Origin of the sequence: Marinobacter subterrani (assembly GCF_001045555.1) — a bacterium.
Lineage (GTDB): Bacteria > Pseudomonadota > Gammaproteobacteria > Pseudomonadales > Oleiphilaceae > Marinobacter > Marinobacter subterrani.
On sequence record NZ_LFBU01000001.1, the window covers coordinates 1487480 to 1503208 of the forward strand.

Genomic DNA, 15729 nt, shown 5'->3' on the forward strand with positions numbered 1-15729 from the left:
GTGCGTACCTGTCAGTTAAAGTTTTCGGCGCGGATGCGGACAACCTGACCATCGGTATCGGACAGGGCTTCAAGCTCTTCGATGGCACGGTTGATCTGCCGCTCCTGAACGGTATGGGTCAGGATAATCACCGGAATACGGCCGTCTTTCAGCTCGGACTCCTTCTGCATGATCGATTCGATGTTGATGCCGTGCTCACTCAGGATGGAGGCAATCTTTGCCAGCACGCCCGGGCGGTCAAGCGCCGTAATGCGCAGGTAATAGGCCGAGTGGATATCTTCCATGGAAAGAACACCCAGGTCTTCCATCGCTTCGGGCGAGAAGCCGAGGTAAGGTACACGCTGGTTGCTCTGGCTGGCCACGGCACGGGCGACGTCGACGATATCGGCAATCACAGCGGAAGCGGTCGCTTCATCGCCGGCACCCGGGCCGTAGTACATGGTCTGGCCAACGGCATCGCCATCCACCAGCACCGCGTTCAGAACACCGTCAACCTGGGCAATCAGGTGGCTCTGGGGAACCAGGGTGGGATGCACCCGAAGCTCAATGCCCTCGTCCCGACGACGGGCGATACCCAGGTGCTTGATGCGATAGCCCAGCAGTTCGGCATGAGCGATATCGTACGGCGTGATCTTTGAAATCCCCTCAGTGTAGGCTTTTTCAAACTGCAGGGGCACACCAAAGCCGGCCGAGGCAAGAATCGTCAGCTTGTGGGCGGCATCAATACCTTCAACATCAAAGGTCGGGTCTGCTTCGGCGTAGCCCAGGTCCTGAGCCTCCCTGAGCACTTCCGCAAACTCGCGCCCGGCGCGCATTTCGGTGAGGATGTAATTGCCTGTGCCGTTGATAATACCGGCAATCCAGTCAATCCGGTTCGCCGCCATACCTTCACGCACGGCCTTGATAACCGGAATACCGCCGGCAACACCGGCTTCATAGGCAACCACGACACCTGCCTGCTCGGCAGCCTCAAAAATTTCGTTGCCATGAACGGCAATCAGGGCCTTGTTGGCCGTTACAACGTGCTTGCCATTGCGGATGGCCGCCAGCACCAGCTCGCGGGCAGCATCGTAGCCGCCGATAAGCTCCACGACGATATCCACCCCCGGGTCGTTCACCACGTCATAAATGTCGGTGCTGAAGGGTACGTCTCCGAGATCCATGTCTTCGCGGGCCCGGCGACTGGCGATCCGGGTAATCCGGATGTTGCAGCCGGCCCGGCCGGCAATGAGCCTGGCATTCCGGGTCAAGACATTAAAGGTACCGCCGCCGACGGTTCCCAGTCCGCAGATTCCGACACTGACGTCTTTCAAACTCTCACCTCTGATCCCGAAGGGGTGCTGATGAATTGCAATAAGGGGGGATAGTATACCGATTCAGGACCCACTGAATAAGCCCTGAACCGGAACCAACTCAAATACCGGAAATTTCCGCCAGTGGCGTCGACAGAAACTGCAGTCAGAGCAGTCCGAGGCCTTCCGCCAGACGCTGCGCCGGGACATAACCACGGATCATGGTACCATCTTCGAGCACAATGGCAGGTGTTCCGGTGACCCCGACCTGCCCGCCAAGTCGGTACTGTTCCAGAACCGGATTTTCGCAGGTGACCGGCTCAATGCTCTTGCCCGCCTTGGCTGCCGTCATGGCTGCCTGCTGATCGTCAGAGCACCAAACCGATTCGTATTTGCTGAATGACGGTGTGTTCGGGCCCGAGCGTGGAAAGGCGTAGTACTTGACGGTAATGCCATAGTCATTGAGCTTGGACACTTCCGCGTGAAGCTTCCGGCAATACGGACAATCGATATCGGTAAAGACACTGACGACCGCCTTCTCGTTTTTTGCCGGAAAACTGATCGCACCCTCGACGCCAAACTCGGCCAGCGCTGCCTTGCGGGCCTCCGCGCGGGCCGCTTCAGTAACGTTCGCAATGCCCTGGTCCGTAACCTTCAGCAGATCACCAGTCATCAGGTACTGGCCATCCTTGGTCGCATAAATGGTTTCGCCGTTATTGCTCTGCACTTGATAGAGGCCTTTCGCCTCGGATTCCTTCACCGAAATCACCTTGAGGCCCGGCACCACGCTGCTGAGGCGCTCGGCAATCCGGTCCTCCACCTCGCCGGCGCTGGCGCTGACAGCGCCGGCCAGACCGGCAAAAACACCCAGCACCATGACAAGTCGATTGATATTCATTCTGGCAAACATATTGTTTCCTGTAGCAGGTTAAATAACCCGGGCAGTATTGTCACAGGCCGGGGGTCAAATCAATGCGACATCCGCGAACGGCGAAAGTTCATCCCGCACCCCGCCAACACCCGGCGGCAAAGGCACTCAGCCGCGCGGATGATGCGCCTGATGCAGCGACTGAAGCCTCTGGCGGGCCACATGCGTATAAATCTGGGTGGTCGACAGGTCCGAATGGCCGAGCAGCATCTGCACAACCCGCAGGTCCGCGCCATGATTCAGAAGGTGGGTGGCAAACGCATGCCTGAGTGTGTGAGGAGAGAGGTGCTTGCGGATACCCACTCGCACAGCGTAGTGCCGGATTCTGTGCCAGAAGGTCTGGCGCGTCATCGCCGCGGCCCGGTTACCCGGAAACAGGGCATCACAGGATCGGCCTTTGAGAAGTTCCGGGCGCCCTTCCTTCATATACCGTAACAACCAGTCCGCGGCTTCCTCACCCAGAGGAACGAGGCGCTCTTTGTCTCCCTTGCCGGTAATCCTCACCACACCCTGGCGCAGATTCACCTGATCAACCCGCAGCTCCGTCAGCTCGGACACCCGCAGGCCGCAACCGTAGAGAATCTCCAGCATGGCCCTGTCACGAAGCTCAATGGCAATAGCGGGGTCTGGCTCCGACAACAGGGCGTCAACCTCCTCTTCGGTCAGGGAATCCGGGAGGCGCCGCGGCAACCGGGGGCTGTCAATCCGCAGGGTCGGGTCCTCGGAAATCACACCTTCCCGCAGCAAAAACCGGTAGAACCTCCGGAGCCCTGAAAGACGCCTTGCCGCCGTCGAGCTCTTGATACCGTCTGCAAGCCCGCGGGACATCCAGGCCAGGAGGTCGGTTCTGCTAACGTCCGTCAGCATCGGGCGACCCGGCCGGCCCTCCAGCCATCCGGACAAGCTTAACAGATCGCTTCGGTATGCCTGCCTTGTCTTCTCGCCAAGCCCGTCTTCGAGCCAGATGGCATCGACAAACCGGGCGACCACTGATTCGTCTTCGGATCTCACGCCCAAGCCCTCAAGCTGAGACTAACCGACAGCAGGCCCTTCGGACCGCCGGATCATTACCCACAAAAAAGGCAGCCATGGGCTGCCTTTTTTGCCTGGTGTTCAGCAAAACGCTGATCAGCCGAGCTTTTCCTTGATACGAGCTGCCTTGCCAGACAGGTCGCGCAGGTAGTAAAGCTTGGCCTGGCGTACGTCACCACGACGCTTCACGCTGATGCTGTCGATCAGCTTGGAGAAGCTCTGGAAAGTACGCTCAACACCCACACCGTAAGAAATCTTACGAACGGTGAAAGAGGAGTTCATGCCGCGGTTACGCTTGCCGATAACAACACCTTCGAACGCCTGCAGACGCTCACGGTTACCCTCGGTTACGCGAACCTGGACAACCACGGTATCGCCCGGCGCAAAAGCTGGGATTTCCTTGGTCATCTGTTCTGCTTCAAGTTGACTGATGATGTTGTTCTTGCCGCTCATCGTAATGCTCCTGATACCCAATCTGTTAATGCCCTGATCATTCAGAGGCACCCGGTTCGTTCAAAATCTCTTCCAGCAACTGACGCTCTTCATCCGTAAACACCCGCTTTTCAAGCAGGTCGGGGCGCCGTTGCCGGGTTCGCCTCAGCGACTGCTTGAGTCGCCAACGCCGGATCTGATCATGGTGACCGCCCAATAAAACATCCGGCACCGCCAGGCCTTCGTAAACCTCGGGCCGGGTGTAGTGCGGACAATCCAGCAAACCGTCAGCAAAAGAATCCTGCTCTGCCGACTGCGCATGACCCAGCGCTCCGGGGATGAGGCGAGTAACCGCATCAATGACAGCCATAGCCGCCAGTTCGCCACCGGAAAGAACAAAATCACCCAGTGACACTTCCCGATCGACTTCTGTCGCAATCAGGCGCTCATCAACACCTTCGTAACGGCCTGCCACGAGGATCAGCCGCTCTTCTGCCACCAAAGACTCGACCACAGACTGGTTCAGTGTCTCGCCCTGCGGCGACAGATAAACCACACAGGCCTTGCCCGGCGCTGCTTCCCGTGCCGCGCTGATGGCATCCCTCAGGGGCTGAATTTTCATCAGCATTCCCGGGCCACCACCATAGGGCCGGTCATCCACGGTACGGTGCCGGTCATGGGTGTAATCACGGGGATTCCAGCTCCTGAACGCCAGAAGTCCGTCCCGAACCGCTCTACCCGTGACTCCGTGCTCTGTTACCGCACTGAACATTTCCGGGAACAGACTGACTGCGCCAATCCACACCCGTTAGAACTCCGGATCCCAGTCTACAACCATGCGCTGTGCGGCCAGGTCAACCGACAGAACCACCTGGTCCGGAAGGTACGGTATCAGGCGCTCACGCTGGTCGATGGAGCTGGCAGTTGCCTGCACCACCAGAACATCGTTTGCCCCGGTTTCTATCAGATGGTGCACTTTACCAAGACACTCATCTTCAACCGTGAAAACTTCGAGACCTTCCAGTTGGAACCAGTAAAACTCCCCTTCAGGAAGCTCCGGCAACTCGGCCCTGGAAACCATCACCTCGGCGCCGCAGTACGTGCGCGCGAGATCACGATCATCAATTCCTTTCAGCCTGACGACGATAGCCTGCCCCTGGCGGCGACCCTCTTCAAGCCTGGCCGGAATACGCTTGCCATCCAGGGCCAGCGTCCAGTCCGGATAGTTCAGTATTCCTTCCTTGGGATCTGTGTAGGAGAAGACTTTCAGCCACCCCTTGACCCCAAACACCGAGGTAATCCGGCCGATCACAGTTTCCTGCGAATTCTGTGTCATGCCACAAACCCCGGTGTCAGTACTGAGTTACTCAGCAGCCTTCAGCAGCTGGGCAACACGATCGCTGGTCTGTGCGCCCTGGCCCAGCCAGAACTCAACACGATCGCGATCAACGCGCAGACGCTCTTCCTGACCGCGCGCGATCGGGTTGAAGAAGCCTACACGCTCAATGAAACGACCGTCGCGGGATTTGCGGCTGTCGGTGACTGTCAGATGGTAGAACGGGCGCTTCTTGGAGCCGCCGCGAGCCAAACGGATTGTTACCATTTAACCAATATCCTGTTCTGTTGTACGAACTTTGTACGATTCGCGCCTGCTGATGACCAGCTGGCACGAAGACCCATACTCGAAAGGGGCGCTATTCTATGCTAAATCAACGCCAAAGAAAACAGGAAAACAGGTTGTTTCCCAGTTTTCCCTGTAAGGCTTTTTACATACGACCAAATGGAGGCATGCCACCACCACCACCGCCCGGGGGCATCATGCCACCCAGGCCGCGCATCATATTCGCCATGCCGCCCTTTTTGCCAAACTTTTTCATCATTTTCTGCATTTGCTTGTGCTGTTTCAGCAAGCGATTGACGTCCTGGATCTGTGTGCCCGAGCCGCTGGCAATACGGCGCTTGCGGGAATTGTTGATGACATCCGGGTAGCGGCGCTCCTTTGGCGTCATCGAGCAGATGATGGCCTCCATCTGCCCCATGGACTTGTCATTGACCTGCTGCTGGGCCACCTGGGCCATCTGCCCCATGCCCGGAAGCTTGTCGAGCAGACCACCAATACCGCCCATACTCTTCATTTGCTGCAACTGATCCCGGAAATCCTCGAGATCAAAGCTTTTGCCCTTCTTGATCTTCTTGCTGAGTTTCTGGGCCTTCTTCTGATCCAGCTTGCGCTCCGCCTCCTCTATGAGGGAAAGCACATCGCCCATACCGAGAATCCGGGAGGCGACCCGGTCCGGGTAAAACGGCTCCAGGGCATCGGACTTCTCGCCCACGCCCAGGAACTTGATCGGCTTACCGGTAATGTGGCGGACCGACAGGGCCGCACCGCCCCTGGCATCGCCATCGGTTTTGGTCAGCACCACGCCCGTCAACGGCAAAGCGTCATTGAAGGCCTTGGCCGTGTTGGCCGCATCCTGGCCGGTCATGGCATCAACCACAAACAGGGTTTCCACCGGATTGACGGCTTTGTGCAGCCGGCCAATCTCACCCATCATCTGCTCGTCGACATGGAGGCGGCCGGCGGTATCAAGAATGACCACATCGATGTGCTTCTTACGGGCAGCCGCAATCGCGCCTTCGGCAATAGCAACCGGATCCTGATCCGCGGTACTCGGGAAAAACTCGACACCAACTTCACCGGCCAGGGTCTCCAACTGGCGAATCGCGGCCGGGCGGTATACGTCGGCACTGACAACCAGCACAGACTTTTTCTGGCGCTCCTTGAGGAAACGGGAAAGCTTGGCAACCGTGGTTGTCTTACCGGCACCCTGCAGGCCGGCCATCATGATCACCGCCGGCGGCTGCACGCTCAGGTTGAGGGATTCGTTGCCCGCACCCATCACCCGCTCAAGCTCCTGCTGAACGACCTTGATAAACACCTGGCCCGGGGTCAGGCTGCGCTGCACCTCCTGCCCGATCGCACGCGCGCGCACTCCCTCGACAAAATCCTTCACCACTGGCAGGGCAACATCCGCCTCCAGCAGGGCCATTCGCACCTCTCTGAGGGTGTCCTTTATATTGTCATCGGTAAGGCGCGCCTGGCCGGAGATCTTGCGCAGACTGCCGGAAAGTCGATCTTGGAGGTTCTCAAACATGTTGCTCTTCCGTACCCCGGATAAATTGAGTGCCCGAACCAGGGAAGCCACCAGTGGCTCCTTGATTCCAGTTGCATAATCGCGACATTATAACCAGACTATCGCCCTGAAACGACCAGCCCGGTCAAATCGGCTGCCGCCAACGCCGATCCCCCAGTCAGAACAGTGGTTAATAAGGAAGTCATGGGAACGCTGATTCTCGCGGTCACCTCTCTTTTTCTGTACAGCGTTGGTACTGCGCTGCAAGCCCTGCATTTCAGGGGGCGGGTTGAAAGCAATCTCGCCATCACCACGCTTATTGGCCTGCTTGCACTGACCAGCCATGGACTCCTCATCGCCCAGACCGTTCACCACGACGGAGGCTTTGATTTCAGCTTCTTCAAAAGCTCAGTACTGATTTCCTGGCTTATCGCGTTCCTTCTGCTCGGCCTCAATCTGAAAAAGCCGGTTCAGAATCTGTTCCTGGGCGTGTACCCGCTGGCCGGGCTCACGATTGTCATGGTGCTGATCGTCCATGGCCCTTCCCGACTGGTCTCGGACCAGAGCTATGGCATGCTCTCCCATATCGCCTTGTCGGTGACAGCCTACAGCCTGTTTACACTCGCGGCTATCCAGGCGGTGCTTCTGTATTTCCAGAACCGCCAGTTAAAGCACAATTACAACAGCCTCCTGGTACGCAACCTGCCTCCGCTGCAGACCATGGAGTCGCTGCTGTTCGAAATGGTCTGGGCCGGCGTAGTCCTGCTTATTCTGGCGATCATAACCGGCGCCCTCTTTGTCGAAGACCTTTTCGCCCAGAATCTCGCCCATAAAACCCTGTTCTCGATACTCTCCCTGATGGTCTTTGTGGCGCTCCTGGTCGGCCGGTATACCAAAGGCTGGCGCGGCATCACGGCCAGCCGCTGGACCCTGGCCGGCTGCGCACTGCTGATGCTGGCATTCTATGGCAGCAAGTTCGTTCTGGAACTGATTTTCCAGAGAGGCGGCTAGAGCCACCGCCCACGCAGACCTGTTGACACAGCCACCCCCACACCCTATTTTCGCTACTTGTCTGCAATATAAGGACGTTATCTTTTGAACGAAACATCGCTTACCGCGCTGTTTATTCTTCTTGTCGGACTGATCCTGCTTTCCGCTTTCTTTTCCAGCTCGGAAACAGGGATGATGTCCCTCAATCGTTACCGCCTCAAGCATATGGCCAAAACCGGCCATAAAGGCGCCAAACGTGCCCAGGACCTGCTGAAGCGGACAGACCAGCTGATCGGAATCATTCTGATCGGCAACAACTTCGTCAATATCTTCGCCTCATCGATTGCCACGGTTATTGCAATACGCGTCTGGGGCGACGCCGGCATCGCGATCGCCACAGTCCTGCTGACCATCGTAATCCTGATCTTTGCCGAGGTGACCCCGAAATCGCTGGCTGCCCTGTTTCCCGAGAAAATTGCGTTTCCCGCCAGCCACATTCTCGGGCCACTGCTGAAGATCCTTTACCCCTTTGTATGGGCTGTGAACCTGTTTACCGGGGGCATACTGAAGCTGCTCGGGGTTTCGGCGGCAGACGCCGCCAGTGACCACCTCAGCCGGGAGGAGCTCAGGACCCTGGTCAATGAGGCCGGCGCACTGATTCCCGCCAAGCACAAAGACATGCTGGTGAGCATTCTTGATCTGGAAAAAGTGACGGTCAATGACATCATGGTGCCCCGTAACGAAGTGATCGGCATCGACCTGGAAGACGACACCGACACCATTCTTCGCCAGCTCCGCAGCAGCCAGCATACCCGGATGCCGGTCTACAAAGGTGACATCAACAACATCCAGGGCATTCTGCACCTGCGGAGCGTGTCCAAGCTGCTCCAGCATGATGAGATCAACAAGGCCATGATCATGCAACTGTGCCAGGAACCCTATTTCATCCCGGAAAGCACGCCACTGAATACCCAACTGATCAACTTCCAGAAAGGCCGGCGCAGGTTTGGCGTGGTGGTCGACGAGTACGGTGATGTTCTTGGCCTGGCGACACTGGAGGACATACTGGAAGAGATCGTCGGTGACTTCACCACCGATTATGCAGCCACCAGCCCGGACATCATCCCCCAGGACAACGGCACCTTTATCATTGACGGCACGGCGGCAGTGCGCACCATCAACAAGACCCTGGGCTGGAAGTTGCCCACGGACGGACCGAAAACCCTCAACGGCCTGATTACCGAAACCCTGGAAAATATTCCGGACACCAACGTCTGCCTGAAAGTCAGCGGCCACCGTGTGGAAGTGTTGCAGATCAAGGACAATGTCGTGAAGGCCGCTATTGTGCACCCGAAAAAGCGCAAAAAGCGCGCACTTTCGCTGAGCTGAATGGATCCGGCACCCGGCCTTTTCTTATCACCGCTCCTTCCGCCATAGACGCTTCCGCTATAGCCACGCCTCCTGTTGGAAGATCAAAGTTTAACCAGCCGCTTGACCGCCACCAACCCGGCACCAACACTGAAGATGCGTGCGACACAAAATAACCACAAGGAATGCATCCATGAGCCTGACTCATAGTTTTGGCCTGCTTGCCCACCCGGATCGGGAATGGGAAGCGATCCGTAATGAATCCGAATCCGTCACAAGACTCTACGCCGGCCATATATTGTTGCTGGCACTGATACCGGCCGTCGCCGGCTTCTACGGCACTTCCCAGGTGGGCTGGCAAATAGGTGACGGCCAGATCACCCGGCTCTCTGTTGGCAGTGCATTGCAGCTATCGGTACTCTTTTACGCCGCGATGCTCGCGGGCATCTTTGTGCTGGGCAAGTTCATCGATTTCTTTGCTGCCACCTACGATGCGGTTGAGCGGACACCCAGGGGCGTTGCCCTGGCTGCCTACACATCGACTCCTATTTTCCTGATCGGGGTAATTGCGGCTTACCCGAACATCTGGGTCAATATGCTGGCCGGTCTCGCGGCTGCCGCCTACGCTGTCTATCTGCTCTACGAAGGGCTGCCCATACTGATGAAAATCCCGGAAGACCGTGGATTCATGTTTGCGTCCGCGGTGCTTACGGTTGGGCTGGTGATGTTTGTCGCATTACTGGCCATCAGCGTGGTTATCTGGAGCATGGGTATCGGCCCTGTCTACGTGAGCTGAACGCAATTTCTTTCGCCGGGTCAGCAACCTGCATGTAGGTGCCCTGAGGGACACCCCATATTTTGTGATTTCGGTCCAAGGTTAGCGTTTAGTCATGTTAACCTTGACGGAAATGCGGTAAATTTAACCGATAATCAGAATCAAAGGTTCTTAAGCTCGGTCATGTATCCGGTTGAGGCGTAAACAGGAGTCTGCCATGAACAAGCAGTCCGGAATACATTACCTCCGTGAGCATCGGGAAGCGGGGAGTAACAAGCCGGTTCCTGCGGAGGTCACCCGCATCCGGGACACGGTAGTCGCCGGGCTGGGAGATTTGCTCCAGGGCGCCTTTGACGCCGTCGACGATTCACTGTTTGAGCTGGCCAACAACGCGCGCAGCAATAATGAGCAGAATCGCTACTTCGAAGCCATGCGCGAAATCCGCATCAAGCGCAAGGGTGTGGAGCGGCACTTCCAGAATACCGTCGCCCAGTATTTCGCCAACCCGCCCCATGCCGGGGCTGTCCAGGATAATAACCCGGCCGCGCAGGCCAGCGCCGATACCCTGTCCCTGGTGGGGAACGACGACCTGGAAGAGCAGGTTGCACTGAACGCCATGATCACCAAGGCGAAGGCCCATTTTCAGGGCCCGTTACTGCAACTCCAGACCCGCTTCAGCCAGGTTTACCCCGAAGCCACCGACGAGTCGCCGGTCAATCCGATGGCGCCGGAGCATCTTTGCAGCGCCTTTACCGAGGCGATTCAGGCCCTGGAAATCCAGATTCGGGAACGCCTGATTCTGCTCAAGCAGTTTGATCGCTACGTTGTCTCCAATCTCGGCATGCTGCTGGACGAAGCCAACCGCATTCTGATCCAGGCCGGCGTTATCCCCAACTTCCGGTATCACGGCAAAGCCGGGCACCAGCAGGACAGCTCAAAAGCACAAGCGCCGGGCACAGGGACAGCCGGAGCCCCGGACTCCGCAACTCACGCAACCGCCGGCGAATCCGTCCACAGCAGTGCCGTGTTCAACCAGATCCGGCAGATGCTGGCACTTCAGAGGGCCAATGCCGGGATACCGCCCCGATCATCCGATCCCAACGTTCGCGTCGTCAGTGATTCGGAGCTGGCCAGCCTGCTGAACTCGCTGCCTCTGGCCGATGCCCGCCCCAACCAGGGCGACCTGAGTAACGGAGAACCCCTCACCGTCGACCTGAGACAGTTGATGCAGCAACTGCTTGCCAGGGCTGATGCGGGGGATGGCCGGAAACCGGCACTGAACGAAGTTGACGAAGATCTCATCAACCTGGTCTCCATGCTGTTCGAGTTTATCCTCGATGACTACAACCTGTCCGCCCCGGTTCAGGTTCTGATCAGCCGTCTTCAGATTCCGATCCTGAAGGTCGTCATTCGGGACAAGAGCTTTTTCAGCCAGGCCACACACCCGGCCCGACGACTGCTCAACTCCCTTGCGCGAGCGGGCATCGGCTGGAGCAGCAGTGATGAGAAAACCAGGGACAAACTGTATAACCAGATTCACAACATTGTTCAGCGGATTCTCAACGAATTCGACGGCGACGTTGCACTGTTCGAGACACTGAACCAGGAGTTCGAAAAGTTCCTGGAGAGAGAGAACCGCAAGGCTGCACTCGTTGAGCAGCGGACGCGGGAATCGGAAAGAGGACGCATCAAATCCCAGACGGCACAGCAAACAGTTGATAACCTGTTGAAAGAAAAGGTGGCTCGCTACAAACTGCCGGCATCGATTCACGACATTCTGATGAATGGCTGGAGCCGGGTGATGTTTCTCGCCTACCTCAGGGACGACGTTGAACATCGCTGGCACGCGACGGTAAAAGTGGTTGATGACCTGATCTGGTGCCTGCACCCCCATCAGCAAGATGAGGAGCGGGATCAATGGGTTCGGGTTGTGCCGGGCCTTCTGAAAGCCTTGAGATCAGGCCTGGATGAAGTGTCCTACAACTCGTCCAGGATGGATGAAATGATGGGCCACCTGAAGCATGAACTGGCCGAAGCTTTCAGAACCAATGCGGCCATCGAAGCTCGGCAGGACTCATCCGAAGAGGTTGAAGAAGAGGAAATCTCCACCCTGCACCAGACGGCGGTCGAGAGACAGCAGGAACTGGAGGAAGCCGCCATTTCCGAGTATGTCGCCCAGATTGACAGCATTGAAATCGGTAACTGGGTAGAGTTCCGCCTTGTCAATGGGGCCAACTTCCGGTGCAAGCTTTCCGCCATCATCGATGAGGCCGACTGCTTTGTCTTTGTGAACCGGATGGGGCTCAAGGTGATCGAGAAAACCAGGGTCCAACTGGCCCATGAGATGCGCCGTGGTCGCCTGACCCTGCTGGAACAGGGCGCTCTGATCGATCGGGCGCTGGATGCGGTTGTCGGCACCTTGCGGAGCAAGACGGCCTGACATCAATGGTCGAAGAAGGCAATACCAGTGCCGTTCCGGCACGATACCGGATCGGTCTCGCGTTATCCCTGGCGCTCATGTTCCACACGCTCGTGCTCTCCGGCCTGCCTTCTCCGGTGACAGAGCAGAAGGTTGAGCACCGGCAAAGCCTGGAGTTTGAGCTGATCACCCCGGGCACTGACCAGACCGCCCGGCCAGCACCCGACGCCAATGCAACCAGCCGGCCCATACCTCTCATTCCACGTTTCAGCGCGGAACCTGCGTCCGAGCCGGTGGTAACCCGTCAGGCGCCAGAATCCCCGAGGGTTCCGGAACCGGTTATCTCCGAACCTCCGGCCCAAAAACCAGAAACCACAGAGGCTACCCGCCAATCATCACCCAGCCACAGCGCCCGCGCAGGCGAGGTAACACGGACGGAAACGCAAGAGACTGAAGCGACGATCACGCGAATTACCAACTCGCCGGTTGAGCAGGATCCCTACGTGGTGACCCTGGCCACCCATCTGGGCCACCAACTTGAACAGGCCAGGGTTCCGGCCATGCGGGCGCTGTCCCGGATTGTGTCCATGGAAGTAGAGCTGCAACTGCTTGATAACGGCGCCCTGACCCGGGCAAGGGTACTGAAATCGACGGGAATTGACGGTATTGATGAAGCGGCCTACCGGGCAGCCTTGGCGGCAAGCCCCTACCCGAGGCCACCTGAAGGGGAGAACAGCCAGAACCGTTTCGAAGTTGAACTGGTGTTCACCCCAAAACGGCTCTGACTAATGGCCTTGCTCAGGCTTCTGCCTGCTTAGCAGCCTCTTTGACCAACTTGGCCAGCTCACCACTCTCGGACATCTCCAGAATTATGTCGCAGCCACCAACCAGCTCACCATTAATGTAGAGCTGTGGGTAGGTCGGCCAGCTGGAGTATACCTTGAGTGCCTCACGAAGCTCCTGATTGTCCAGGATGTTCACGAATGCGAAGCGCTCGCCACAGGCCATCAGAGCCTGCGAGGTCTTGGCAGAAAAGCCACACTGCGGCGCCTGCGGGCTACCCTTCATATAGAGAATAATCGGGTTCTCATCGAGCTGGCTTTTAATGGTTTCATTGATATCCATGAACATTCCCCTCAGTTGGAACAGTCTTGCCACACGGCAATTCGTTTTACGACATTGTACACGGCTGCCTCACCGCTCACCAAACTCCACGATTTGACCTTTCGCAACACTGCCGGTTCCATGCCTGTTGCGGCGTTGTCATACCTGCTCCGACGGGCTAGACTTGATGCCCCGTTTTTCAGGCAACGTTCAGGCAATCCCGCCAGCCACGGGATTCGTTGAGATAAGGGCCACTTCATGGCGGCAAGACATTTTCTGACATTGAATGACATGACAACCAGTGAGCTGGAAAGCCTGGTTGATCATGCCACCGCGCTTCGCAAGGAGTGGCGGCAGGGTAAGCTGCGGGACTCGCTGAAGAATCGAATTCTTGCAATGATCTTCGAGAAGTCTTCAACGCGCACCCGGGTTTCCTTTGAAGCCGGCATGGCCCAGCTCGGCGGCTCCGCCATGTTCCTGTCGCCACGGGACACCCAGCTTGGCCGGGGTGAACCCATTGAAGACTCTGCCATCGTCATCTCCAGTATGGTGGATGCGGTAATGATCCGCACCTTTGCCCACGAGACGGTTGAACGCTTTGCCGCCGCTTCCCGGGTGCCGGTTATCAATGCCCTGACGGATGAGTTCCACCCCTGCCAGTTGCTGGCCGACATGCAGACCTACCGGGAACATCGCGGCAGCATTCGCGGTGCCACCGTGGCCTGGATCGGCGACGGCAATAATATGTGCCACTCCTACATTAACGCGGCGACCCAGTTTGATTTTCACCTGAATGTGGCATGCCCGGAAGGCTACGAGCCCTCAGACGACCTGATCAAGGTACACGCCGACCGGGTCACGCTGTTCCGCGAACCGGCAGAGGCAGCCCGTAATGCGGACCTGCTGGTCACGGATGTGTGGGCCTCCATGGGCCAGGAAGACGAGCAGAAAGCGCGCCGGGACGCATTCAGTGGCTACCAGATCAATCCGGAACTGCTGGCCGTCGCGGATAGAGACGCCCTCTTCATGCACTGCCTTCCGGCCCACCGGGGCGAGGAGATTTCAGCAGACATGCTGGAGCACCCTGCCTCCGTCGTGTGGGAAGAGGCTGAGAACCGCCTGCACGCCCAGAAAGCCCTGCTTGAGTTTCTAATTCTCAATCGTCTGGACTGACCCCATGAGTACCACCGCTCCACCTCCTGAAGACTGGCTGCTTGAGGTCAACAATCTGTCGTGTGGCTACGGCGGCGATTCCGTGGTCAAGGATGTCAGCTTTGCCTTGAGCCATGGCGACATTGGCTGCCTGCTGGGTCCCAGTGGCTGCGGCAAAAGCACCATCCTGCGGGCCCTGGCGGGGTTTCTGCCATTAACGGGGGGGGAGATCCGCCTTGAGTCCCAGGCCATCAGTCTGCCCGGCCGCACCCTGCCGCCGGAGAAGCGCCGAATCGGCATGGTGTTCCAGGACTACGCCCTGTTCCCGCACCTGACCATTGCCGACAACGTTGGTTTCGGGCTGCGTAATATGGCCAAGGCCGAGAGGCGGCAGAAAGTCATGGAACTGCTCAATGTGGTTCACCTCCAGGATCTCGCGGACAACTATCCGCATGAACTGTCCGGTGGCCAGCAGCAACGGGTTGCACTGGCACGTGCGCTGGCCCCCGAGCCCACCCTGATCCTGCTGGATGAGCCGTTTTCCAACCTCGATGCCGATCTGCGCCGGCGCCTGAGCCTGGATGTTCGTGAAATCCTCAAGACACTGGGCATCAGCGCTATCCTGGTGACCCACGATCAGCAGGAAGCCTTCGCCATGTGTGATCAGGTGGCGGTGTTGCGGGACGGCCGGATCCAGCAGTGGGACGTGCCGTACAATCTGTATCATGAGCCTGCCAACCGCTTCGTCGCCAGTTTCGTCGGCCAGGGCGGCTTCATTCCGGGCAAGGCCCTGGGGCCGGACACCATCGACTCGGAACTGGGCGTCATCCACGGCAACCGCGCCTACAGGTGGTCACCGGGCACCCTTCTGGATGTGCTGATACGGCCCGATGATATCGTCCACGACCCGGACTCGGATCTGCAGCCCAAGGTGGTCGAGAAAACCTTCGCAGGCACGTCCACCCTCTACCGGTTCCGCTGTTCCGAAGACACCGAGTTCGAAGCCCTGTTCCGGAGCCATCTGGATTTCCATCTGGGCGAGCATGTCCCGGTGCGCGTGGAGGCGGACCACCTGATCGCGTTCGAGCGCACCGCCTGAACCA

16 protein-coding genes are annotated in these 15729 nt (G+C 58.0%); 7 read left to right on the top strand and 9 right to left on the bottom strand.

Annotation, left to right across the window (positions count from 1 at the left end; all coding sequences use genetic code 11):
- Positions 1–11 precede the first annotated feature (11 nt).
- The 8 genes from msub_RS06850 to ffh all read right to left on the bottom strand — a co-directional run bounded on the left by msub_RS06850 (position 12) and on the right by ffh (position 6839).
- A complete protein-coding gene (locus msub_RS06850; protein WP_048495326.1) occupies positions 12–1313 on the bottom strand; it encodes a homoserine dehydrogenase in 1302 nt (433 codons plus the stop codon).
- Between the two features lie 145 nt (positions 1314–1458).
- Positions 1459–2169, bottom strand: coding sequence for a DsbC family protein (locus msub_RS06855; protein ID WP_406564703.1), 711 nt, complete (start codon positions 2167–2169; stop codon positions 1459–1461).
- Positions 2170–2328: 159 nt separating this feature from the next.
- Positions 2329–3231: a site-specific tyrosine recombinase XerD gene (xerD, locus tag msub_RS06860; protein ID WP_048497011.1), complete on the bottom strand. Its 903-nt coding sequence runs from the start codon at positions 3229–3231 to the stop codon at positions 2329–2331.
- A 117-nt stretch (positions 3232–3348) separates the two neighbouring features.
- Positions 3349–3705: a 50S ribosomal protein L19 gene (rplS, locus tag msub_RS06865; protein ID WP_048495327.1), complete on the bottom strand. Its 357-nt coding sequence runs from the start codon at positions 3703–3705 to the stop codon at positions 3349–3351.
- Between the two features lie 37 nt (positions 3706–3742).
- Entirely contained in the window at positions 3743–4489 is a 747-nt protein-coding gene (gene trmD / locus msub_RS06870) for a tRNA (guanosine(37)-N1)-methyltransferase TrmD (protein ID WP_048495328.1), read from the bottom strand.
- Between the two features lie 3 nt (positions 4490–4492).
- Positions 4493–5020, bottom strand: a complete 528-nt coding sequence (gene rimM / locus msub_RS06875) for a ribosome maturation factor RimM (RefSeq protein WP_048495329.1) — start codon at positions 5018–5020, stop codon at positions 4493–4495.
- A gap of 27 nt (positions 5021–5047) precedes the next feature.
- Positions 5048–5287, bottom strand: a complete 240-nt coding sequence (gene rpsP, locus msub_RS06880) for a 30S ribosomal protein S16 (RefSeq protein ID WP_048495330.1) — start codon at positions 5285–5287, stop codon at positions 5048–5050.
- 163 nt (positions 5288–5450) lie between these two features.
- Positions 5451–6839: a signal recognition particle protein gene (gene ffh / locus msub_RS06885; protein ID WP_048495331.1), complete on the bottom strand. Its 1389-nt coding sequence runs from the start codon at positions 6837–6839 to the stop codon at positions 5451–5453.
- 183 nt (positions 6840–7022) lie between these two features.
- On the opposite strand from ffh, the gene msub_RS06890 reads away from it, so the two are divergent.
- The 5 genes from msub_RS06890 (at position 7023) to msub_RS06910 (ending at position 13155) form a co-directional block, all read left to right on the top strand.
- Positions 7023–7829, top strand: coding sequence for a cytochrome C assembly family protein (locus tag msub_RS06890; RefSeq protein WP_048495332.1), 807 nt, complete (start codon positions 7023–7025; stop codon positions 7827–7829).
- Positions 7830–7913: 84 nt separating this feature from the next.
- A complete protein-coding gene (locus msub_RS06895; RefSeq protein WP_048495333.1) occupies positions 7914–9197 on the top strand; it encodes an HlyC/CorC family transporter in 1284 nt (427 codons plus the stop codon).
- Positions 9198–9369: 172 nt separating this feature from the next.
- Positions 9370–9972, top strand: a complete 603-nt coding sequence (locus msub_RS06900) for a Yip1 family protein (protein WP_048495334.1) — start codon at positions 9370–9372, stop codon at positions 9970–9972.
- Positions 9973–10168: 196 nt separating this feature from the next.
- Complete coding sequence (locus tag msub_RS06905) at positions 10169–12391, top strand: DUF1631 domain-containing protein (RefSeq protein WP_048495335.1); 2223 nt, start codon at positions 10169–10171, stop codon at positions 12389–12391.
- 5 nt (positions 12392–12396) lie between these two features.
- Entirely contained in the window at positions 12397–13155 is a 759-nt protein-coding gene (locus msub_RS06910) for an energy transducer TonB family protein (protein WP_048495336.1), read from the top strand.
- Positions 13156–13168: 13 nt separating this feature from the next.
- On the opposite strand, the gene grxD is transcribed toward msub_RS06910, so the two are convergent.
- A complete protein-coding gene (gene grxD / locus msub_RS06915) occupies positions 13169–13495 on the bottom strand; it encodes a Grx4 family monothiol glutaredoxin (RefSeq protein ID WP_048495337.1) in 327 nt (108 codons plus the stop codon).
- 237 nt (positions 13496–13732) lie between these two features.
- On the opposite strand from grxD, the gene argF reads away from it, so the two are divergent.
- Entirely contained in the window at positions 13733–14647 is a 915-nt protein-coding gene (argF, locus tag msub_RS06920) for an ornithine carbamoyltransferase (protein ID WP_048495338.1), read from the top strand.
- A gap of 4 nt (positions 14648–14651) precedes the next feature.
- On the top strand, positions 14652–15725 hold the full coding sequence (locus tag msub_RS06925; protein WP_048495339.1) for an ABC transporter ATP-binding protein: 1074 nt from the start codon (positions 14652–14654) through the stop codon (positions 15723–15725).
- Positions 15726–15729: the final 4 nt, after the last annotated feature.